The organism is Streptomyces sp. NPDC111520 (genome assembly GCF_055635295.1).
On record NZ_JBVKBW010000006.1, the window covers coordinates 494,335 to 517,114 of the forward strand.

Here is a 22,780-nt window from a genome sequence, read left to right on the forward strand (position 1 = left end):
AGTGCTCCGCGCGCTCAGTGCACCGCGTGTTCAGTGCACCGCGAGCCGCAGCGCGAAGCCGATGAGCAGCAGACCGGTGACCCGCTCGACGCGGGCCCGCACCCGGGGCCGGCGCAGCACCGCGCCGACCCGGTCGACCACCAGGACGTAGGCGCCGAACCAGGTCACGTACAGCACGGCGAAGACGAGGGAGAGCAGGAGCGCGCGCGGCAGGGCGCTGCCCTGGGAGGGCAGGAACTGCGGGAGGAAGGTCACGAAGAACAGCGCGACCTTCGGGTTGAGCGAGTTGGACAGGAAGCCCTGCCGCAGCTGGGCCGCGCCGGCCGGCGGCGATCCGGCGTCCGAAGGCTCCGCGGGGCCGGCGCGGCGGGCGGCGCGCAGGGTGGTGAAGCCCAGGTACAGCAGGTAGCCCGCGCCCGCGGTCCGCAGGACCGTGAAGGCGACCGTCGAGGCCGTCAGCAGTGCCGAGACGCCGAGCGCGGCCGAGGCGATGTGCACCCCGAGCCCGAGCACCCCGCCCACCATCGTCAGCAGCCCGCCCGTCCGCCCCGCTGCCAGGGCGTTCCTGGTGATCAGCGCCTGGTCGGGGCCGGGGATCACGATGAGGACGAGCGAGGCGGCGGCGAAGGTCAGCACGACGGCCTCCGCAGCCGGGCGGCGAGCGCGCGGAGCACGACCGCGTTGTGCTCGCGCAGGTAGAAGTGGCCGCCGGGGAAGGTGCGCACGTCCACGGGGGCCGTCGTCAGCTCCTGCCAGGCCGCCAGTCGGTCCTCGCCGACCCGGTCGTCGCGGCCGCCGAAGACGGTCACCGGGACGTCCAGCGGCGGGCGGTCCCGCCACCGGTACGTCTCCACGACCGTGTAGTCCGCGCGCAGCGGCACCGCGACCAGCGCCCGCATCTCGGGCTCGTCCAGCACCTCCCGGGGGATGCCGCCGTGCAGCCGGGAGACCTCCGCCAGCAGTTCGTCGTCCGGCAGCAGGTGCAGCCCCCGAGAGGTGCGCGGCAGGTGGGGCGCCGGGAAGCCGGACAGGACCAGCCGCTCCGGCGGCAGGTGGCCGGCCTCCCGCAGGGCGCAGGTCAGTTCGTACGCGACCAGGGCGCCGAGGCTGTGCCCGAAGAACGTGTACGGGGCGCCGAACTCCACCTGCCCGGCGAGCGCCTCGACCAGGGTCTCCATCGAGGTCAGCGGGGGTTCCCCGAACCGCGAGCCGCGTCCGGGCAGTTGTACGGCGTGCAGTTCGGCGCCGGTCAGGGTGCGCGCCCAGCGGACGTACTCGGCGGCGGAACCGCCGCCGTGGGCGAAGCAGTACAGCTTCGGGGCGCCGGGCCGGGCGGGTCCGCTGACCAGCCAGCGGGCCGAGAGTCGGGTGATCACGGCGACTGCCTCCCCAGGACGGCCGGGCGGGCGACGAGATGGGCCGCGAGGGCGTCGGCCGTCGGGTGGTCGGCGATCGCCTTGGGCGTCGTGTCGATCCCGAGCTCCTCCTCCAGCCGCCCGCACAGGTCGAGGGTGGTGGCCGAGTCGAAGCCCAGCTGGTCCAGCGGCAGTTCCGGGTCGATCTCGTGCGGCGCGACGTCCAGGAGTTCCGCCAGGAAGGCGACGATCCACTCCCGCATCTGCTCGTGCGTCATCGTGTCTCCTCCGTCAGCGGCTCGGACGGGCCGAGCAGCCCCTCCAGGTGGCCGTCGAGCGCCTCCACCGTCGTGTACTGCAGGACCGTGCCGACGGGCACGGTGATCCCGAAAGCGGTCCGCAGGCCGGCGACCAGCCGGGCCGCCAGCAGCGAGTCGCCGCCCGCCTCCAGGAAGTCGTCGGCGAGGTCGGCGCTGCCGAGGCCGAGCACCTCGCGCCAGATCTCGACGAGCTTGCGCTGCCGGTCGGTGCGCGGCGGCTTCGCGGGCCGCCCGCGCGCGGCGGTGCGGGCGCCGGCCTTCGCCAGCGCCGCGCGGTCGACCTTGCCGGTGCCGCTGAGCGGCAGCTCCGGCAGGGCGAACAGCTGTGCCGGCACCATGTGGGCGGCCAGGTGACCGGCGGCGAAGTCGCGCAGCGCGTCGGGGGCGAAGCGGCCGCACCGGTCGGGGCCGCGTGCCACGAGGACGTCGAAGCCGACCGAGCCGGGGCCGCCGTCGGCGGGTGTGAGCACGGCGCTGCCGGTGAAGCCCGCGGCTGCGAGTTCGGCCGCCCACTGCGCGCGGTCGAGCAGCGGGTGCGTGGTGCGCAGCTCGGTGTCCTCGAAGGTGTCGAAGCCCTGCTGGAGCCCCATCACCAGGTCGAACCAGGGGTGGAAGGCGGTCTGCTCGACGATCAGCAGGGTCCCGCCGGGCGCGAGCAACCCCCGCAGGGTGCGCAGCGTACGGCGTACGTGGCGGGTGTCGTGCAGCACGCTCGCGGCGACGATCAGGTCGGCGGAGTGGTCCTCGAAGCCCTGGGTCTGCGGGGGCGCGTCCAGGTCGAGCAGGTCGCAGCGCAGGAAGGGGTACCGCGCGCCCAGGACCTCGCGGGCCCGGTCGGTGAAGTAGCGGGAGATGTCGGTGAACAGGTACTCGGTGGGCGTCGTGCGGCCGGCGGGCAGCAACGGCAGCAGGTGGCGGGTGAGCGAGCCGTAGCCCGCGCCGACCTCCAGCACGCGCAGCGGCCGGTCGTCCGGCCACCCGGCGGCGAGGCGGCGCACCGCCTCGGTGGCGACGGCGTACGTCGGGCCGAAGAGCCGCTCGTAGACGCCGGGGGTGCGGTCGGAGGCGTACAGCTCGGCGGAGTGCACGCTCTGGGTGAGGACCCCGGCGACGTCCCCGGCGAGGGCGAGCATCCAGTCGGTGACGTCCTCGGGGATGCCGAGCACCTCGCGCAGCACGGTGCGGCTGCGGGCGGCGAGCGCGTCCGGGATGCCGTCCGCGGCGGGCGGGTGCGCCGCGGCGGCCCGGGCCAGCCAGCGCCCGTAGCGGGGGGCGACGCCCGCGGCGGCGTTGTCGGGCAGGCCCAGCCGGCGGAAGGCGGTGCCGGCGGCGGTCGCGTAGACCTCGTCCAGCACGTCCCAGGCGGTGCGCAACTCCTGCGGGGAGGGGCCGGGGGCGGGGACCTCGGCGGCGGAGCACAGGGCCCGCCAGTCGGCCCCGGCGCGCTCGGGGTCGGCGTGTTCGGTGACGAAGAGCCCGCCGGCCCCGGCGGAGTCCCTGGCCGGGACGACGTAGCCCAGCAGCCGTGCCGCGCCCGCCTCGCCCTCGGCCTTGACCACCACCGCGCTGTCCACGCCCGGGTGCCGGGCGAGGGTCGCCTCGATCTCCCCCAGCTCCACCCGGTGCCCGTTGATCTTGACCTGACCGTCCCTGCGGCCCAGGAACTCGATGGCGCCGTCCGGCAGGTAGCGGCCGAAGTCACCGGTCCGGTAGAGCCGTTCGCCGCTGACCGGGTGGGTGACGAAGGCGGCGGCGGTGCGCTCGGCGTCGCCCCGGTAGCCGCGCGCGAGGCCGTGGCCGCCGATGTACAGCTCGCCGGCCGTCCACACCGGGCAGGGCGCGTACCGCTCGTCGAGGACGTGGAAGGTCTGGTTCCGCAGCGGTTTGCCGTACGGCACGCTCGTCGCGCCCGCCGGGACCTCCTCCACCGGGTGGAAGATCGACCAGATCGACACCTCGGTGGCGCCGCCCAGACCGACCACCCGGGCGTCCGGCCACAGCGCCCGGATGCGACCCGGCAGGTCGACGGGGATCCAGTCGCCGCTGAGCAGCACCAGCCGCAGGTCCCGCGGGATGTCCGCGCCGCCGTCCACGGCCTCCAGATGCTCCACCAGCATCTGCATCTGCGCGGGCACCGAGTTCCACACCGTCACCCCGTGCGCGGCCATCACCTCCGCCCAGTGCGCGGGTTCGGCCCGCTGGTCCGGCTCGGGCAGCACCAGGGCGGCGCCCGCGGCGAAGGTGCCGAACAGGTCGTGCACGGACAGGTCGAAGCCGAGGTCGGCGAGGCCGAAGAGGCGGTCCGAGGGGCCGATGCCGAAGCGCTCGTTGATGTCGACGACGGTGTTGAGGGCCGCCCGGTGCTCGATCATCACGCCCTTGGGGGTGCCGGTCGAGCCCGAGGTGTAGAGGACGTACGCCAGGTCGGCGGGCTCGGCCGGGCCGTGCGGCGCGGCGGCGTCCGCGGCGGCGGTGCCGGCGGGCGGGCGGGTGAGGACGCGCGGCAGGCCGGCGGGCCACTCCAGCCGGGCGTCCACCCCGGTGTCCGTGACGACCGCGACCGCCCCGGCGTCGGTGAGGATGCGCTCGCGGCGCAGGGCGGGCAGTTGCGGCCCGACCGGAAGGTAGGCGCCGCCCGCCATGAGCACCCCGTGTGCCGCGGCGACCTGGGCGGGGCCCTTGTCGAGGGTGATGCCGACGGTGCGGTCGCGCAGGTCGCCGCCGGGGAGCGCGCCGGCGACGGAGGCGGCCCACGCGGCGAGTTCACCGTACGTCACGGTGCCGCCGCCGCTGATCACGGCGGGCCGCGCGGGGTGCCGCGCGGCCCGGTCGAGCAGCGCGGAGTGCAGCAGCCCGGACGGCAGTTCGCCCTCGGTGGCGTTGGCGGCCTCCCGCGCGGCGAGCTGGTGCGCGGGGAGGGTGATCACCAGCTCCTCGTCCCACGGGGAGTCGTCGGCGGCGAGCCGCGCCACGGCGCCGGTGTAGGCCGCGAACATGTCGTCGAGCATGCCCTCGGGGAAGAGCTCCTCGACGGCGTCCCAGGTCAGGTCCAGGCTCCCGGTGATGTCCACGACCTGGTGGTCGAGCCAGACCTGCGGGGTCTGGCTGATCCGGTACGTGATGGAGCCGAAGTGGTCCATCGCCGACGAGACGTCCGCGGCGGTGCCCAGGCCGCTGGTGAAGACGACCGGCATCGTCTCGAAGCCGTTCTGCAGGCCGAGGCGGCGGCGTTCGCGCAGGGCCTGGAGGGCGCTGACGTGGCGGTGCCGCAGGTCCTTGCGCAGCTGCCGCTGGAGCCGGCCCACGCGCTCGGCCAGCGGGACGCCGCCGCCCGCGTCCGTCTCCAGCAGGCAGATGGACGTGAAGTCGCCGACCACCCGGCGCAGATGGGGGTGGACGCCGCGGTGCCCGGCACCGTCCCCGGCGAGCACCAGCGGGAGCCGGTTGAAGAGGGTGAGGTTGAGGGTGAACCGGCGGGTGCCGCTCCACATCGCCAGGACCTCGGAGAACACGGTGGCCAGCAGCGCGGTCGGGGTGAGGCCGCGCTCCTCGCAGCGCCCCTGCAGCCGCTTCCACTCCTCCGGCGGCAGGTGGAACTCGCGGTGCGTGAAGACCGGCTTGTGGACGGCGACCGGCGACTTCGCCAGCGGCAGGTCGGGCGGCGGGGCCAGCGTGGCGGCGCGCGCCGTCCAGTACTCCCGGGACCTGCGGTGCCGCGGCGACTCGTCGCCGCGCTCCAGGGCGAGCGCGTACTCGCGGAAGCCCACCTCGACCGGCGGCAGCTCCCGCTCCTCGTCCTGGCACAGCTGCGCCCACTCGCTGAACAGCACGGTGATGCTGGCCAGGTCGACCATGAGCAGGTCGAGGCTGACGTGCAGCCGGTCGTGGCCGGGCAGCCGGGACATGCGGATGTCGAACAGCGGCCAGTCGGCGGCGGTGTAGACGTGGTGCGACATCTGCTCGCGCACCTCGGCCAGGTGCCGTTCCGCCTCCTCCGGCGGCGCCTCGCGCAGGTCGGTGCAGCGGACCTCGTACGCGGGGACCTCGGGCAGGACGCGCTGCCGGCCGTCCTGGCCGACGACGCAGCGCAGCATGCCGTGCCGCGCGACGAGCCGGGTCCAGGCGCGGGAGAGCAGCGCCGGGTCCAGGCGGCGGCCCTCCAGCTCGAAGTAGGCGTGCGGGGCGACGTTGCCGAGCACGAAGTTGGGGCCGCGGCCGACCCAGTACGCATACTGGATCTCGGTCAGCGGGAAGGGGGCGTTGGCGTCGTCGTTCGCGGTCATCGGGGTGTCCCCTCCGGGAGGAGTTCTGCCATGGCGGAGCGCAGCCGTACCGGCAGCGGCCCCTGGTCGTCCTCGCTGGCGCGGATGGCCACGCCGAGCGCGAACCGGTCCCACACCTGGAGCACCTGCACCTGCCACAGGGGGCGCTCGGGTTCGGGGATCTCGTCGTCGACGACGGCCAGGCCGCCGTCGCGCAGTCGGTGCACGGAGAAGGCGTCGAAGCCCCGGCACATGCCCATGCCGGTGGCCTTGGTGTACGCCTCCTTGGCGACCCAGGAGTCGGCGAAGGCGTGACCGCGCTGGTCCTCGCGGTCGCGCCGCAGCACCTCGTTCTCCAGCGGGGTGAAGACCTTCGGCGCGAACTGCATCGCCTCGGGCCGGGCGGGGGTGGTCTCGGCGTCCACCCCCGCGGTGCGGCCGCGCACGACGATGGCGGCGATCAGCCCGTTGGTGTGGGTGATGTTGAAGTCCAGGCCCCAGTCGGCGCCGTCGACCACGGGCCGGCCGTACTTGCCCTTGCGGAAGCGCCACGAGTCCGGTGGCTCGTCGGTGTAGAGCGACAGGACCTGACGGGACAGCAGCCGGGCGCCGAGGAAGCGGCGCCTGGCGGCGGGGAACAGCAGCCGGTCGTGCCGGGCGCGCTCCTCGTCGGTCAGCAGTTCCAGACCGCCCGTCGCCTCGGCGAACCGGTCCACGTCCTCCTCGGCCAGCAGCCACACGTCGGCGCTGTCGGCGAGCGGGTCGGCGGACGGTACCGCGGTGTCCATGAGCACTGCCTCCATCGGTGGGTCACCAGTTGACGGGGAACGCGCGGAACGAGAAGAGCAGGCCGTCGCGGTGTGCCGCCTCCAGTGCCGCGGCCACCTCGTCGACCTCCTCGGGGCCGGTCACCCGGCGCGTGGGGTGGAACCGCCGCAGCAGCCGTTCCAGGCAGAGCAGCAGCACCGCCGGGGAGCGCAGCGGCGGGCTCAGGCTCTCCCGGCCGCGCAGGTGCAGGTGGACGACGGCCGCGGCGGCGGACACCGTGGTGTACTGCTCGGCCAGGTCGAACAGCTCGGCCGACTGGCCGGCGGCCTTGCCGAGGGCGGAGGTCAGCTTGCGGTGCTCCTCGGCGATCCGGTCGAGCTCGCCGGCGAGGGCGTCCGCCGTCGCCGCGCAGGCCGCGAGCCCGGCCGCCTCGCGGCCGCTCCCGGCCGCCGCCGCCCGCCGCAGCTCCGCCACGGCAGCGCGCAGCGTGACCACCGGGTCGTCGACGCCGCGGCTGAACAGCTGCTGGCCGGCGGGCCGGTAGGGCTCCATGGGAGAGGCCGGGTCGAAGAGCGCGGCGACCCTGCCCGCGGCCTCCTCGACCAGCCCCGGCGGCGGGCTGACGGCGGAGGCGAGCAGCGGTCCCAGCTGCAGCGCGATGTTCTTCAGGTTGACCACGGTGTTGCCGTCGGCGAACCCCGCCACGCCGAAGTCGCGCCGCGCCTTCTGGAAGATGCCGTGCCGGGGGTGGTCGCGCAGCCAGTGGCGGGCGCCGAGCACCACGCCCAGCCGGGCGAGCGTGCCCTCCAGCAGCGTGGGCACGAAGTACTTGACCGCCGACGACCAGATGCTGATCTGCGCCGGGGCCGACTGCAGGGCGCGCACCGCGGTGGAGGTCATGGCGTCGGCGATCAGCAGCTCGGCGTAGGACTCCGCGAGCTGCCGCCGCGAGTACGGGATCGCCGCGACCGTCGTGCCGAAGATCTCCCGGGTCGTGGCGAAGTCCAGGGTGGTCCGCAGGGCGGTGTCCACCGTGCTCAGCGCGATCAGGTTGATCAGGACACGCGCGAACTGCCCCGCCTTCAGCGCGATCTCCAGGCCCTGCCCCTCCCTGCCGACGAGCGCGGAGGACGGCACGAAGCAGTCCCGCAGCCGCACCCCGCTCATGTCCAGCCCGCGCAGGCCGTGCAGCGGCTCGTCGCGCAGCGGCTCGCAGCTGCCCCGGGTCAGGGCGCGCTTGTCCAGGGCGAGGATCGAGTAGCCGCCGGGGCCGCCCTGCGGCGAGGTGCGGGCGAAGAGCATCACGACGTCGGCCTGGGTGGCGTTGCCGATCGTCCACTTCTCGCCGTCGAGCAGCCAGCCGCCCTCGACGGGCCGTGCGGCCAGCTCGCCCGCGAGCACGTCGCTGCCGTGCCGGCGTTCCGACAGGCCCCAGGCCATCTTGCCGCCGGCGCGGACGTGGCCGGCGAAGGCCGTGCGCTGCTCGTCGCTGCCCGCGATCCACAACGGCATGTAGCTGATGCTGGTGATCACCATGGCGGTGGCGGTGGTGGGGTCGCGGCGGGCGACGAGCCGGAACAGGTGGTAGCCGTCCTGGACGTCGACGGCCTTGCCGCCGTGGGCGGCGGGCACGATCCAGTCGTACAGGCCCCAGGAGGCGAGCAGGTCGACGAACTCATGGGGGTACGCCTCGCGTTCGTCAAGGTCGAGGACGCGGGCGAACGGCATCGGGCCGGCGGGGTCGTTGGGGTTCCCCAGGTGGTGCTCCAGGGCGGCCATGAGCGCGGGCAGATCGGTCATGTCTCCTCGTCCTCCGGTCCCGGCCGGTCGCACAGCCGTACCGGCAGCGCGGTGAACAGTCGTCCTGCGGCGTCGAGTCGGGCGATCAGCCGGCCCGCGGGCGCGAGGTCCCGGCCGGCGGTGCGCGGGTCGCGACCCTCGGCCACCGCGAGCAGCAGCGCCGTCACGGCGGTGAGCCATCCGGCGCCGCCGGGCTCCGGCTCGCCGTACAGCCCGCCGCGGTCGCGGTGGTGCCACCAGGCCAGGGCCGCCGTCGCGGCCGCGTACAGCGGGCACAGGCGGTCGGCCAGGTCGAGCAGGTCGGGGGCGGTCCGCTGCCGCGGCGCGGCGGCGGCCTCCCGGAAGGCGCCGGCGAGGGACGTCTGCACCCCGGTGACCAGCGTGGCGGCGCGCGTCGCGCCCCTGCGGTGGAGCTCGGCGGCGATGGTGTCGGCATGCGAGGCGAAGCCGAGCAGGACGTCGTCGCCGGGCCGGGCCCCCAGGTCGAGGGCGGCGGGGTCGAGTTCCGGCAGGGCGGCGCCGCCGAGGCCGAAGAGGGCGGCGAGCCGGCGCTCCCGCCCGGGCTCCGGGTCCCGGGGCGTGGCGTACGCCGGCAGGAACATCGCGACCGCCCGCAGGGTGGCCGGGGCGCTGGTGTCGATGACCTCGACCATGGCGTTGTCCCGGACGGCCTTGTCGAGGACGGCGCCCGGGCCGTCGCCGTCCCGCAGCACCGCGCGGGCGCCCACGAGGGCGCGGGCGCGGGCCGCGCAGTCGGCGGTGAGCCGGGTCGCCACCCGCTTGACGACGGAGGAGGCCAGGCCGAAGGTGCTCGGCGCGAGGTGGGCGTACCGGGCCGCGACCAGCGCGGTCAGGTCGGCGGCGATCAACTCCGCCGCGGCGACCGCCAGTTCCCGCGCCCCGTACGGGGTGTCCGCGACGGGCTCGCCGCCCGTGCGGTGCGCCCGCGCGAACCGCAGCGCGGTGCGCAGCGCGGTGTCCGCGGTCGCCAGACAGCCCGCGGTGCTCATCAGCCGGACGATCTGCTGGGCTCGCATGGCCGCGGCGAGCCCGGTGCCGGCTCCGCCGACCACCGCCTCCGCGGGCACGGGCACCGCGTCGAAGGCCAGGTCCGCGAAGTCGATCCCCCGCATCCCGGTGGTGCGGCGCGCGGGCAGCCGCCGTACGCGGGCGTCCGCCATGGTCTCCGGGCCCAGCAGCAGCGCCGTGAACGCCGCCGGGCCCCGGTCGGCGGTCCTCGCCACCACGACGGCCGCGTCGGCGCTCGCACCGCGCCCCACGAGCCACTTGGTGCCGGTCAGCGTCATGGCGGCGGTGTCCAGGCGGCAGGTGTTCGCCAGCACGTCGCTGCCCGCGTGCTCCTCGGACAGCCCGAACGCGACGGTCCGGCCCTCGCACGCCCACGCGGCGACGGTCTTGCGCTGCTCCGGCGTGCCGGCGGCCAGCACGGTCATGACGGCGGAGATGCCGAACATGGTGGCGGGCATGACGTTCACGTCCCGCCGGGCGGCGACGCGGACCAGGACGTGGGTGTCCTCCAGCGTGCGCAGGCTCCCGCCCAGCCCCGCGGGGAGGTAGGCGACGTGGAAGTCCTCCCCACGCAGCCGTGCCTCCCACCCCGCCGGGTACGCCTCCTCGGCGTCCCGCGCCGCCCCCGCGGCGAACCCGTACGGGTTCCCCCGCTCCCACGGGTCCCCGAGCGCGGCGTCCAGCACCTCGGCGGCGGCGAACGGCCGGTGCGGGCGCTCCGCGGGCACGTCCCCGACTCCGGACACCGGGCCGGAGACCCGAGAGCCTTCCGCATCCGGGGAAGCTGCTACGACGCCGTCCACCCCGGCCGGCGAAGCCACGCCCGGCAGGCCCGCCCGGAAGCCCCGCCCCGTCGTCCCCCGTCCGGCCTCACGGGTGTTCCCCGCGGACGCGGACGGCGGCGGGGCGTCGTGCGGGGCCGCGGGGGTACCGCCCGGCGAGGGCGAGGGGGCCGTCACGGCCGGGCCTCCACCGCGGGGCCGGGCGCGTTCGCGTCGTCCGGGGCGGGACGGGTCGCGATGCCCGCCGGGAAGGCGATCCCCGCCGCCCGCAGGAACGCCAGGCGCTGGTGGAAGGCGGCGCCGGTCATGATCTGCCGGGCCACGTCCGCGACCCGCCGGTGCTCGGGGGCCGCCAGGTACGTCCCGCGGACCCACGCGTTGAAGCTGCCCATGGCCGGCCCGCACCAGATCTGGTAGTCGACGGCGCGGTCGGCCTCGCCGGTCTTGGCCCAGCGCGAGGCCATGCCCAGGTACCAGCGGAAGACCAGCGCCGCGCGCCGCTTGGGGTTGCCCTCGGCGCGGGCCAGCTGGTCGGGGTCGCGCCGCCGGAAGTAGGCGACGGTCTCGTCCCACACCGTGTCCAGCGGACGCCGGAAGACCTGCTGCTCCACCTTCTGCCGCACCGCGGCCGGGATCGCCTCGATGCCGTCGTACGTCCGGTACAGCTCGTGGAGCTGCTTGGCCCGCATCGGGAAGAAGGTGCCCCGCTTGAGCACCTGGAGCTCGACGCCCATCTCGAACATGTCGGCCGCCGGCGCCATCTCGCAGTCGGCGATGCCCGCCTGGGCCAGCATCTCCTTGACGCGGGGCGAGGTGTCGGCCTCCAGGCAGGACTGGTTGACCGAGCCCGTCACCACGTAGTCCGCGCCCATGGCGAAGGCGGCGGCCGCCGCCTCGGGCGTGCCGATGCCGCCGGCGGCGCCCACGCGGATGCGCTCGGCGTAGCCCTCCTCCTGCTGGACGGCGTCGCGCTGCCGGATGATGACGGGCAGCAGCGCGGGCAGCGGGCGGCGGTCGGTGTGCCCGCCGGAGTCGGCCTCGACGGTGATGTCGTCGGCGAGCGGGACGCGTTCGGCGAGCCGGGCCTGCTCCTGCGTGATCGCGCCCTCCGCGACGAGCGCGCGCACCATGGCCTCGGGGGCGGGCCGCATGAACAGCTCGGCGAGTTCGGGGCGGGAGATCTTGGCGATGACCCGGTTGCCCGCGGTCACGCCACCGGGCCCGCCGGCCCGAAGCCCGGCCAGGCGGTAGCGCACCAGGTGCGGGGTGAGGGCGAGGAAGGCGGAGGCCTCCACGCAGGGCACGCCGTACGTCAGGTACAGGTCGACGGCGGTGCGCTCCAGGCGCTCCTCGCTCGGGCTGTGGATGAGGTTGCAGGCGTAGGGAAGGCCGGGGATCTCGTCGCGGAAGCGGACCAGGGCCTTCTCCACGGCCTCCGGCAGCAGCCCGGCCGCGCCGTACGAGCCGAGGAAGCCGGCCCGGGCCATGGCGACGACCATGTCGGCGGAGGCGATGCCGTTGGCCATGGCCCCGCTCATGTAGGCGTAGCGCAGGCCGTGCGCCTTCAGGAAGGCGGCGCTGCCCAGGCGTTCGGGCCCGAGCGGGGGGGCGGCGGCGACGACCTCGTGCTCGCCGTCGGCGCCCACGGTGCCGCCGGTGGCGGCGCCCAGGCCGTGCGGCCCGCGGAGGATGTAGACGGGCTCGTCGAGCCGCATCAGGGCTTCGTAGACCCCGGTGTCGCCGACCGCGGGCGGCTGGGGTCCGGTCCACCGCGGCCGGTGGAGGTCGGTGGTCATGCTGCGTCTCCTGTCGCTCGCCGCTTGCTCAGGCCTGGTCGTGGTGGATCTCGATGCCGATGTCGCCCAGCCGGTAGATCCGCAGGGTCGACTTCCAGACGCTCGCGTCGCCGAGCAGCAGGATCCGGCCCGGTTCGCGGCGCACCTCCTTGACGTGCACGTCGAACTCCATGTCCGGGTCGGTGCGCAGGATCTGGCCGCGGTAGCTCCAGGTCGTCTCGGTGCCGGCGGCGAGCGCGAAGCGCGGGTTGACCAGCCCGTCGGTGAGCCCGGCCTCGACGGCGTACACCTGCAGGCCCTGCAGCAGCGCCTCCACGCCCAGCGATCCGGGCATCACCGGGTCGCGGTGGAAGTGGCAGCTGAAGTACCAGTCGTCGGGGCGGATGGAGCGGTGGCCGCGCAGGTAGCCCCGGCCGTGCTCGCCGCCGCCGGGCAGCACGTCGACCCACTCGACGAGGTCGAGGTGGCCGCCGGCCAGCCGGGTCGTACCGCGGGCGGCCTCGGCGGCGCGGTGGGCGGCCAGGCCGACGCGGCGGACGCCGGCCGGGCGGGCCGGCTGCCGGTCCAGCCAGGGCAGGACGTGGGCGCCCTTGTCGAGGCCGACCTGGTTCTCCAGGGCCTTGGCGTTGAAGTAGCCGAAGAGGGACTCGCCGCGGTAGAAGACCTCGCCGTCGGCGGAGAGTTCGTACGCGTAGTTCTGCAGGATCGAGCCGGGCATCCGGTCGCTGGAAAGCAGCGTCGAGCGGTGCCGGACGGTCTTGCCGCGCAGGTCGACGTCCTTGACGAGGGTGGCGCGGCCGTCGAGGTTGCGGATGCTGAACTGCTCGTCGGGGAAGGGCAGCGTGGCGCCCAGGTAGTAGCCGAGGAGGATGGCCGCCTGGAGGCTGGACTCCATGTAGACGCAGTTCGGCATGGAGGGGTGCCCGTTGTGCGCGTAGTACCAGGCGTCCTCCGGCACGTCGTACTCGGTGACCATGACGGCGCCCTTCTTCAGCACGCCGCGGGTCCCCTCCAGTTCCATGACGCGGTCGACGAAGAGGAAGTCGCCGTTGGGGATGTACGGGGCCCGGCTGTCGGCGTACACCTCGAACTCGGGGCCCATCGCGACGGCCAGGTCGCCCTTGGCGGCGTGCGCCATGTGGAACTCGTTGAGCAGCGCGGGCCTCCCGCTCGCGGGGCTGAGCCGGCCGAGGAAGTGCGGCACCGTGCCGCCGGTCTCCGGGCGGTACGGGGTGCCGGGCTTCTCGACCAGGCGGATCCCGAGGCCGGTGACGCCGATCGAGGGCTTGCCGTCGCGCAGCACGACCACGTCCGCGGTGACGGCCGGACGGGGCAGCAGGGTCAGCCCGGTGACGTCGATGCGGTACTCGATGCGCTCGGTGGCCGGGGTGATCTGGCCGCGGACCTTGACCTCCGTGGTGAGGCCCTGGACGGGCTGGAAGCGGGCGTCGGGGAAGCACAGGTGCAGGCCGAGGGACATCGCGTACACCTCCAGCAGCTGCACCGCGCCCTCGGCGACCAGTGAGCCGGCGAGCACCGGGTCGTCCGGGAAGTGGCAGGTGAAGTACCAGCCGTCGGGGACGAGGTGCTTGACGGCCTCGATCCGGCCGAGCCCGTGCGTACCGCCCCTGCGGTCGAGCAGGGTGACCTCGTCGGCCATGCGCAGCCGCTCGCCGGGCAGGCGCAGCGAGCTGTTGCACCCCGCGGGCTGCCGGTGGCCGGGGCCGAAGACGTCCGCGATCCGGCCTTCGGCGAGCGCGGCGAGGTCGCCGGCGGTCAGGGCGGTGCGGGAGGTGGGCTGCACGGGCTTGAAGGAGCTCGCCCCGGAGAACGCGGCGTCGCCCCTGGGCGGTACGGCCCTGCCCTGGATGATGCCGAGCGAGTTCTCCAGCTCGTCGTCGGTGAAGAAGCCTGCGCAGGCGTTGTTCAGCTTCAGGATCAGCTCGCCGTCGGCGTAGCAGTCGTAGTGGAAGAAGAACAGCGTCGTGTCGCCCTGCCGCACGAACTGGTCGATCCAGATGTCGTAACGCAGCGTCTGGCCGACGCGCGGCAGGTCGCCGACGAAGCTGAGGCTGCTGTCGAGCAGGCGGTAGACGCGGTCGCCGCGGTTGGTGAGGTCGATGCCGAGGTAGCTGATCAGCAGCAGGTCGCACTGGCCCGCCTCGATCGTCACCGCCGGGGGCACCTGGCCGTCGACGGCGTACCAGGCGTCGAGCGGCACGTCGTACTCGGTGCGGATGAACGAGGGCTTGAACTCGCCGGGTTCGGCCTCCAGCGCGGTCACGCGGGTGGCGAAATGGTAGGGCGGGGCGGGCAGCCGGACGCGGCGGCGGTGGGCGTCGATCTCGGCGAAGCGCGGGCCGAAGACGTTGCCGATCTTCCCGGTGGCGAACTCCAGGAGGTCGTGCTCGTCCCAGACGACGCCCTCCGGCTTGGGCGGACGCACGGGGGCGGGGGCGGGGGGCGTCACGGCGGGGGTGGCGGGGGCCACCGCGGCGGGAGCGGCCGGGGCGGCCAGCAGGGCGGCCAGTTGGTCGCGCAGCGCCCGCTGGGCGTCCAGCACCTCGCGGTGCGCCTCCAGCATCTCGCTGCGCAGCCCCCGCACGAGTGCGGCGGTCGTCTCCTGCTTCGGCGGCTGCACGGGCAGCGGCGCCCCGAAGATGGCGGGCCCCGGCGGCTCGTGCGGCTCCCGCCGCGGGGCGGCCGGGGCCGGCGGGGCGTCGGCGGCCGGGGCCGCGGTCGCGGCGGCCGGGATCATCGTGATCGGCTCCCGCTCCAGCACGAGCGCTGGTGCGGGCGGCTGTGCGGCGGGGCTGGTCGGCATCGCGGTGTCCCATTCCGTGGCGGGTTCGGCACCCACGGCGTTCGCCGGGGCAGGGATGACGTTCTCGGCGGACGGCCCGGCCGTCCCGCCGTGCGTACGGCCCGCGACGGGCACGGGCGCCTCGGCGGAAGCAGGTGCGACGCGCCCCACGACGGCGGGCACGGATGCGTCGGCGTCCGGCGTCTGCGCACCGGGAAGCGCCCGGCCCCCGGGCGAGGCCACGAAGGACACGCGCTCCACCGCGACGGGCACGGGCGGCTCGGCAGGAACTGCCGCGGCGACCGGAACGGGTCCACCGCCATCCGGCACCCGCTCACCGGGAAGGGGCGACCGGGCGGGAGACCCACCGGCGCCAGCCGCCGACGGGCCGGCCTCCGCGACCGCACCCCGCCGCAGCCCCGCCACCACCGGGCGGGCCCCCTCCGCGACGAGCGGCGCGACGGGCGCGCCGCCCACGGTGAAGGTGCGCAGCCCGACCGGGCGCCGCCCGGCGGACGCGGACACGGACGGCGGGGGCGCGAACGCGCCGAGGTCGACGGGGACGCCGTGGGAGGCGAGACGGGCCACGAGGCGGGCGATGTCGGTGGCGCCGCGTGCCCCGCGCCGGTCGACGGAGACCGCCACGTGCGGCAGGTCCCCGAGCGTCTCGTGGATCCAGCGGGCGCACGTGCTGCTCGGCCCGACCTCGATGAAGCAGCGGAAGCCGTCCTCGTACGCCCGCCGCACCAGCCGCGGGAAGTCGACGGTCTCCCGCAGCGTGACGGCGATGTTGGCCGCGACGGCGTCCGCGCCGAGGTCGGTCACGGGCGCGTAGTGCCGGCTGCTGTAGAGCGTCAGGCCGCCGACGTCGCCCGTCGGGTAGCGGTTGAGGTCGGCGAGTTCGCCGAGGACGCCGTCGACGACCGGGCAGTGCATGACGTGGTTGGCCGGGGAGCGGGCGCTGCGGCAGGCCAGGCCGGCGATCAGCTCCTCGCACTGCGCGGGGTCGCCGGCGACCACGACCTCCTGCGGGGTGTTGACGTGGGTGATGAAGACCCGGTCGAAGCGCTCGACGGCCGCCCGTACGTCGTCGGCCGGGGCCAGCAGCACATGGGTGGCCCACACCCGCGCGTCGGGGACGTCGTCGCCGAGTCCCCACAGTTCGCGCACCGTGCGCTTGGGCCCGCGCAGCATGTCGTCGAAGAGCGGTGAGGCGCTGATCTTCGCGTCGCCGCGGGCGCTCTTGACCCAGCCGCCGGTGGCGAAGAGCATGCTGCTCTCGCCGAGGCTGTAGCCGAACGCGCCCTGCACGGGGACGCCCAGGACCTCCCGCACCAGGTCCGTCGAGAGCAGCGCGTAGCTGGTGCCGGCGGCCAGCATCAGCGGGATGTCCTCGACGAGTTCGCCCTCCCGCCGCATCATTTCGCGGCGCCCGAGGGGCTCGCGGGAGCGCGGGTAGAGGGCGGCGCTGCGCAGGAGTTCGGCCGGGAGCTCGGCCTGGGCCTCGAAGCGGGGCAGCAGCCCGGGGAAGGCGCGGAAGAGGGAACGTCCCAGTCCCAGGTAGGAGTTGAAGGCACCGGGGAAGACCAGGGCGACCTTGGCCGCCGGGCCGGAGCCCGCGCCCGGGCCGGCCTCTGCTCCGGCGCCTGCCCCTGCCCCGGCGCCGATCGGCCGGGAGGTGAAGTGGCTGCCGGAGGGCGAGGTCCACTCCCCGCCCGACCGCCACACCTGCGGCAGGTCCTTGAGGGCCTGGTCGATCTGCCGGGCGAGCCCGGCGGTGTCGGCGGCGACGAGGACGGCCTTGAGCCGGGCCGGGCGGTCCTCGGCGAGGGCCGTCCAGTCGCCGTCGAGGGCGGCACGCAGCTCGCCGAGCCCGCGCAGCAGTCCGTCGATGTCGTCGGCGCCGACGGGGACGACCAGGCCGCCGCCCGAGCGGGCCCAGTCGGTCCCGGTGACCTCGCCGCGCACCGTGGCGCCGCCCAGGACGACGTGGGCGTGGCTGCCCGCCGTGCCGGTGACGCTCACCGACGCCGCGCGCCGTCCCTCGCGCCGGGCCCGCAGCCAGGGCCGGGAGTCGGCGGGGAGGAAGAAGGCGGAGCCGTCCGGAGGCGCCGGGACGGATCCGCCGCCCGGGACGGCCGGGAGGTAGGCGTGGTGCAGGCACAGCGCGGCCCGGATGACGGAGGCGAGCGCGGAGGCGCAGCCGGTGTCGCCGACGCAGGCGTGGACGCCGGACAGTGCGGTGCGCAGTTCGCCGCCGGCCCGCTCGCGGGTCCAGACCCCGGCCAGGCCGTCGAGTTCGGCGGCGCTCGCGGCGCCTGCTTCGACGAGTTCGACGTCGGCCGGGGTGAGCCCGGCGGCGGCGAGCGCGTCCTCGGCTGCGCGGGCGACCAGTTCGGGGCGAGCGCCGGGGGTCACGTCGCCGGAGTGGTGGACGGCGACGGACTCGACGGTGGCGTACACGGTCCGTCCCCGCGGCACCGACGCGGGCCGGGTGACGACGACGGCCCCGGCACCCTCGCCGAGCACCCGCAGCCCGTCCCGGACCGAGCCGGGTTCCAGCAGTTCGCGGGCGAGGGTGTTCTCGGGGCCGGCCGCGAGGTCGACGGCGCCGACGAGGACGGCCTCGACGGTCGGGTCGAGCAGCAGCAGCCGGGCCACGTCGAGGGCGTCGACGCCCACGGAGCTGTCGGAGGAGAGCGTGAAGGAGGGGCCCGTCAGGTTCCACAGCGAGGAGACCCGGCTGGCCATGATGTTGCCGATGTAGCTGAGCACCTCGTTGGGCTCGATGGAGTCGTGGACGCCGTTGCGGGCGGCCCGGGTGAGCTCGGCGAGCTGCCCGGGCGCGGGCTCCACGCCGGCCTCCGCGCACCAGTCGGCGATCTTGCGGCCCAGTTCGTAGCGGGAGCCGTGGCCGTGCGCGCTCGGTTCCATCTCCATGCCGACGACGACGGCGACCCGGCGCGGCCCCGCGTCCGTGCCGGCGCCGGGGCGCGGCCGCTCGTACCCGGCGTCGCGCAGCGCCTCCTCGGCGACGCGCATCATCAGCAGGTGCTGCTGGTTGAAGTGGTCGAGGTCCCTGGGCGGGATCCGGTACGAGGTCGCGTCGACCTCGAACTCCTCGACGTACGCGGCCCGCGGGGCGTGCGCGCCGGCGAGCCCGGCCCGGTCCAGGGGGCCGCCCCCGACGTCCTCGAAGCCGCGCCACCGCTGTCCGGGCAGGGCGCGTACGGCGTCCAGGCCCTCGTACCCGGCGCGTTCGAAGGCGTCCAGGGTGGTGAACGAGCCGAAGTGCGCGCCCATGCCGATGACGGCGAGCGGCGGCACCGGCGTCGCCGGGGGTGCCGGCTCCACAGCGCGGTCGGGGTCGGGGGCCGAGAGGACGACGTGCGCGTTCGTGCCGCCGAAGCCGAAGGCGGAGACGCCGGCCCGGCGCGGCCCGGCGCCCGCGGGCTCCGGCCAGGCCACCGTCTCGCGGACGACCCGGTCGGCCACGGTGCCCGGCAGGGGCTGCCCGACACCGATGGTGGGTGGGATCGCGCCGTGCGTCAGGCCCAGGACGACCTTGATGAGGCTGGTCATGCCGGCGACGGTCAGCAGGTGGCCGATGTTGGACTTGACCGAGCCCAGCAGCGGCCCGCGCCCGAAGAACGCCTCGACGCCGCCGAGTTCGGTGCTGTCGCCGAGCGGGGTGCCGGTGGCGTGGCACTCCAGGTACTGGACGGCCGAGGGGTCCACGCCCGCCTCGCGGTAGGCGAGTTCGTACGCGGCGAGCTGCCCGGCGGCGTTGGGCACCAGCATGTGCTTGCCGGGGCCGTCGTTGGTGAGCGCCAGCGCGTCGACGACGGCGTACACCCGGTCGCCGTCGCGCCGGGCGTCGGCCAGCCGCTTCACGGCGACCATGGCGGCGCCCTGACCGGTGACGATGCCCCGCGAGCGGGCGTCGAAGGGCTGGCTGAACCCGTCCGGCGGATAGGCCCGCAGGTCGGAGAAGGACAGGTGGATGACGGTCGGGTCGGGGGCGCAGACCCCGCCCGCCAGCATCAGGTCGGCGCGGCCCGTCTCCAGGTGGGCGCAGGCCAGCTTCAGCGCGTACAGCGCGGAGGAGCAGGCGGCGTCCAGGGTGAAGCGCGGACCGTCGAGGCCGAGGGCCGCGGCCACCACCTGGGCGGGCATGCCGCCCGCCCACAGGTTGTGGGCGGTGGCGGTGCCCGCCGGGCCGGCGGCCCCGGCGGGGTCGCCGCCGGGAGCCGCCGTGGGGAGACCGGCGTCCGCCAGTCCCCGGGCCACCGCCGAGTCCCACAACTCGCCGGCGACCCTGCCGGAGGCCGGGGTGGGGAACGGGTAGTTCCCGAACACCACCCCGGTCCTCCGTCCGCTCCGGCCGGCCGCGGCGCCGGGGGGAGAGCCCGCGTCGGCCAGGGCGTCCCCGGCCACCCGGAGCGCCCAGTGGAACGAGCGGTCCAGGTGGGCCAGGTAGTCGGGCGGGAGCAGGTATCCGTTCGGGTCAAAGGCCGTCGCGTCCCCCTCCGCGAGGAACCCGCCCCGGGTGCAGTAGATGCGGTGCCGGTCGTCGGGGTCGGTCTCGCGGACCCGTGGGTCCTGCCCGAAGATCCGGCTGTCCCCGTCGGTGCGCGAGTCCACGCCGCCGGTCAGGTTCCGCCAGTAGTCGTCGGGTGTCGCCGCCCCCGGGAAGAGGCAGGCCAGGCCGACGATCGCGTACTTGCCCATGGTGGGTCAGCCTCCGAGTGTCCGAGTCGGTCCGGTCGGGTCGGCGGTCGTCAGACCGGGACGACGGCGGTCGCGCCGGTCCGTGCGGACGGCCCGAACTTGCCCTCCAGTTCCGGGTCCTCGACCAACGTCACCCCGTCGAGCACCTGCAGGACCCGGCCCTCGCGGTCCAGCGCGGTGATCGTGCAGGTGACCCCGGTCGTGGCCGGCCGGACGTCCTCCACCGCGACCAGGAAGTCCTCGTCGGCGGGGAGGGGGGCGAAGAACCGGATCCGGGAAACCTCCATCGGCAGGCTCGCCCGGCCGCGGAACAGCCGCACCCACACCAGCCCGGCCTGCAGCAGCAGGTCGGCCAGGACGGGGCTGTGCCGCAGGCCGTGGTACGCGCCGTGCGCCGGGACGGGGTCGCCCAGACGCGCGCCGAGCAGCAGCCGGTGCTCGTCCGAGGCGATGATCCTGCGTAGTCCGCGCAGCGTCGGACCGTGGAAGAGGGTGCCGTCGCGGTAGAGGTAGCCGGCGTCGGTGCCGCCCGTCGCGCGGGCCGCCTGCGCCAGGTCGGTACGGTCCGCGGGACGCGGGCCCGGTCCGGCCGTGCCGACGGTGCCGCCGTACGCGGGACGGCTGCGCCCGGTGGTGTCGACGGCGGAGGCCAGCACGTCCAGGGTGCCGGGGCCGGCGTCGCGGCCGGGTTCCACGAACAGCCGCAGCCGCTCGGGGACCTCGCCCTCGGCGCCGTCCAGGACGACCCCCTTGAAGACCTTGAACCCGCTCACCTCGCCGGCCGTCCCGCCGGTCGCCGTCTCGACGGCGTTGAGCAGGGCACCCACCGCGGCGGTGGCGGGCAGCACCCGCCTGCCGCCGATCGCGTGGTCGGCCAGCACCGCCTCCGCGGCCAGCCGGTCCAGCCCGCGGTCCACCAGCAGCGACACCGGCGCGTCCGACCCGGTCGCGGGCGGCGCCGACAGCGGCTTCAGCGGGCCCGCCACGACGACCGTGTCGTGACCGCGCCCCGCGGTGAACTGCTCGGCGAACATGCCCGCGCCGGTCGCGACCGGCACCAGCTCCACCCCGCGCGAGGCGAACATCCGGCGCAGGTCGTCGGTGACCATCCCGCCGTCCCAGGCGCCCCAGTTGACCGAGGTCACCCGGGCCGACGGCAGCTCCCGCTTGAGCCGCACGGCGAGCCGGTTCAGCGCCTCGTTGGCCGCGGCGTAGTCGGACTGGCCGCGGTTGCCGAAGAACCCGGCGACGGAGGAGAAGAACACCAGGTGCCGCAGGTCGGCGGTGCCGCGCAGCGCGTCCAGCACGTTGCCCAGGCCCACGACCTTGGTGCCGATGACCCGGTCGACCTCCTCCGCCGTCTTGTCCGCGATCAGCCGGTCGGCCAGCACGCCCGCGCCGTGCACGACCCCGGTGACCCGGGACGCGTACGGGGCCAGGGCGGTCCGCACGGCGGCGGCGTCGGTGATGTCGACGGCGACGTACTCGACGCTGCCGCCGCAGTCCCGCAGCCGGCGCAGGTTCTCCACTATCTCGCGGCTGCCCGCCACCTCCCGGTAGACCGCCTCCACCCCGCGCGGGGTCGGCTTCTCGCCGCGGTCGGCGATCCGCCGGGCGATCGCGCCCTTCAGCGCCGCGCCCTCCAGCCCCGTCGCCCAGCCGGGCTCCGGGGCGGCCTCGCTGCGGCCGAGCAGCAGCAGCCCCGCCGGGCGGGCCTCCACCAGCGCCCGCAGGCAGTCCGCCGTGATCCCGCGCGCCCCGCCGGTCACCACGAGCAGGTCGTCCGCGCCGATCTCCGGCACGGCCGCCGCGGGCCCGGCGGGTGCCTCCGCGGACGGCACGACGGTGCGACGGCCCTGGGCGTCGTGCCCGACGTCGGCGAGGTCGGCGGCCAGGTCCTTGATCTCGCCCAGGAAGCGGGCCGCGACCGCGTGGTCGTCCAGGCCGGGTGCGAAGTCCACGGTCCGGGTGAAGAGTTCGGGCACCTCGATGGCGAGGGTCTTCACCAGTCCGCTCACCCCGCCCAGCAGCGCCGAGCCGGACGCGCCGGTCGCGCCGCCGCGGTAGCCGCCGGCCCCGTCCAGCCGCGTGACCGCGACGAACGCGGCCCGTGTGCCACCGGCGGCCGCGGCCTTCAGCGCGGGCTGCGTCTGCCGGGCGACGAGCACGGTGTGCGCCAGCCGCCGGGCGGCGTCGGCCCACTCCACCCCGGACGCCGCCGCCACCTGGACGACGAGGTCGAGCCTGTCCGCCGTCACGACGCGGGCCAGCTCACCGGCGTCCCAGGTCCGCAGCGACCGTACGTCGTCGGCCTCGGCGGCCGTCGCCACCCCGTCGGGCAGCCCCACGACCTCCACCCGCCAGCCGTCCGCGCGCAGCGCGGCCACCACCGGCCGGGTCAGCGTCGACCCGTCGTCCACCACGAGCGCGGTCCGCTGCTCGGCGTACGCCCCCACGACCGCGTACGGCGCGGGCAGTTCGCGCAACGCCGCGAACGTCCGGCCGATCCCGGGCGCGGCGGGGTACGTCACCGTCAGCGGCGCCTCCGAACGGCTCGAAACGGCAGGAGCGGCGGGGGCGGCGGGGGCAGGGGCGGACGCGCCGGCGAGGAACCCGGCGATGTCGTCCAGGGTCCGCAGCTCGCCCAGACGCTCGGGGTCGATGTCCCCCGACACCGGGAACCGCTCCTGCAACGCCCCCATGATCTGAACCCGCTTGATCGAATCGATCCCCAGATCAGCCTCGAGATCCATACCCGGCTCCAACATCTCCGCCGGATAACCCGTCTTCTCCGCCACCACCTCAAGCAACGCATCCAGCACCGCGCCACTCACGGCGGGAACCGCGGACGCAGGCGCGGAATCCGGCGCAGACGCAGACGCCGGTGCGGAGACTCCACCGAGGAACCCGGCAATGTCATCCAGGGTCCGCAACTCACCCAGACGCTCCGGATCGATGTCCCCCGACACCGGGAACCGCTCCTGCAACGCCCCCATGATCTGAACCCGCTTGATCGAGTCGATCCCCAGATCAGCCTCGAGATCCATACCCGGCTCCAACATCTCCGCCGGATAACCCGTCTTCTCCGCCACCACCTCAAGCAACGCATCCAGCACCGCGCCACTCACGGCGGG

Annotated in this window: 10 protein-coding genes; all 10 read right to left on the reverse strand. The window is 75.4% G+C overall.

Annotation, left to right across the window (positions count from 1 at the left end; genetic code table 11):
- Window positions 1-30: 30 nt before the first annotated feature.
- Window positions 31-636, reverse strand: a complete 606-nt coding sequence (locus tag ACZ7MY_RS17175; RefSeq protein WP_499602614.1) for a LysE family translocator — start codon at window positions 634-636, stop codon at window positions 31-33.
- The gene (locus tag ACZ7MY_RS17180) at window positions 630-1,376 is read right to left on the reverse strand and encodes a thioesterase II family protein (protein WP_499602616.1); all 747 of its coding nucleotides are present in this window, start codon (window positions 1,374-1,376) and stop codon (window positions 630-632) included. The genes ACZ7MY_RS17175 and ACZ7MY_RS17180 overlap by 7 nt, the downstream gene beginning before the upstream one ends.
- A complete protein-coding gene (locus ACZ7MY_RS17185; protein ID WP_499602618.1) occupies window positions 1,373-1,633 on the reverse strand; it encodes an acyl carrier protein in 261 nt (86 codons plus the stop codon). Before ACZ7MY_RS17185 ends, ACZ7MY_RS17180 begins: the two co-directional genes overlap by 4 nt.
- Complete coding sequence (locus ACZ7MY_RS17190; RefSeq protein ID WP_499602620.1) at window positions 1,630-5,958, reverse strand: non-ribosomal peptide synthetase; 4,329 nt, start codon at window positions 5,956-5,958, stop codon at window positions 1,630-1,632. Before ACZ7MY_RS17190 ends, ACZ7MY_RS17185 begins: the two co-directional genes overlap by 4 nt.
- Window positions 5,955-6,725 carry a 4'-phosphopantetheinyl transferase family protein gene (locus tag ACZ7MY_RS17195; protein ID WP_499602623.1) on the reverse strand — a complete coding sequence of 257 codons (771 nt, stop codon included), beginning with the start codon at window positions 6,723-6,725 and terminating at the stop codon, window positions 5,955-5,957. Before ACZ7MY_RS17195 ends, ACZ7MY_RS17190 begins: the two co-directional genes overlap by 4 nt.
- A gap of 22 nt (window positions 6,726-6,747) precedes the next feature.
- Entirely contained in the window at window positions 6,748-8,505 is a 1,758-nt protein-coding gene (locus ACZ7MY_RS17200) for an acyl-CoA dehydrogenase family protein (protein WP_499602624.1), read from the reverse strand.
- Complete coding sequence (locus ACZ7MY_RS17205; RefSeq protein ID WP_499602625.1) at window positions 8,502-10,262, reverse strand: acyl-CoA dehydrogenase family protein; 1,761 nt, start codon at window positions 10,260-10,262, stop codon at window positions 8,502-8,504. The genes ACZ7MY_RS17200 and ACZ7MY_RS17205 overlap by 4 nt, the downstream gene beginning before the upstream one ends.
- A gap of 227 nt (window positions 10,263-10,489) precedes the next feature.
- On the reverse strand, window positions 10,490-12,112 hold the full coding sequence (locus ACZ7MY_RS17210) for a PfaD family polyunsaturated fatty acid/polyketide biosynthesis protein (RefSeq protein ID WP_499602627.1): 1,623 nt from the start codon (window positions 12,110-12,112) through the stop codon (window positions 10,490-10,492).
- 28 nt (window positions 12,113-12,140) lie between these two features.
- Window positions 12,141-19,646 (reverse strand): beta-ketoacyl synthase N-terminal-like domain-containing protein, encoded by a 7,506-nt coding sequence (locus ACZ7MY_RS17215; protein WP_499602629.1) that lies wholly within the window; start codon window positions 19,644-19,646, stop codon window positions 12,141-12,143.
- A gap of 50 nt (window positions 19,647-19,696) precedes the next feature.
- Window positions 19,697-22,774: an SDR family NAD(P)-dependent oxidoreductase gene (locus ACZ7MY_RS17220; RefSeq protein ID WP_499602760.1), complete on the reverse strand. Its 3,078-nt coding sequence runs from the start codon at window positions 22,772-22,774 to the stop codon at window positions 19,697-19,699.
- Window positions 22,775-22,780 lie beyond the last annotated feature (6 nt).

Coding starts and splice junctions, on each gene's coding strand:
- ACZ7MY_RS17185 (WP_499602618.1), bottom strand. CDS start 1,633: ATGACGCACGAGCAGATGCGGGAGTGGATCGTCGCCTTCCTGGCGGAA.
- ACZ7MY_RS17190 (WP_499602620.1), bottom strand. CDS start 5,958: ATGACCGCGAACGACGACGCCAACGCCCCCTTCCCGCTGACCGAGATC.
- ACZ7MY_RS17195 (WP_499602623.1), bottom strand. CDS start 6,725: ATGGACACCGCGGTACCGTCCGCCGACCCGCTCGCCGACAGCGCCGAC.
- ACZ7MY_RS17200 (WP_499602624.1), bottom strand. CDS start 8,505: ATGACCGATCTGCCCGCGCTCATGGCCGCCCTGGAGCACCACCTGGGG.
- ACZ7MY_RS17210 (WP_499602627.1), bottom strand. CDS start 12,112: ATGACCACCGACCTCCACCGGCCGCGGTGGACCGGACCCCAGCCGCCC.
- ACZ7MY_RS17215 (WP_499602629.1), bottom strand. CDS start 19,646: ATGGGCAAGTACGCGATCGTCGGCCTGGCCTGCCTCTTCCCGGGGGCG.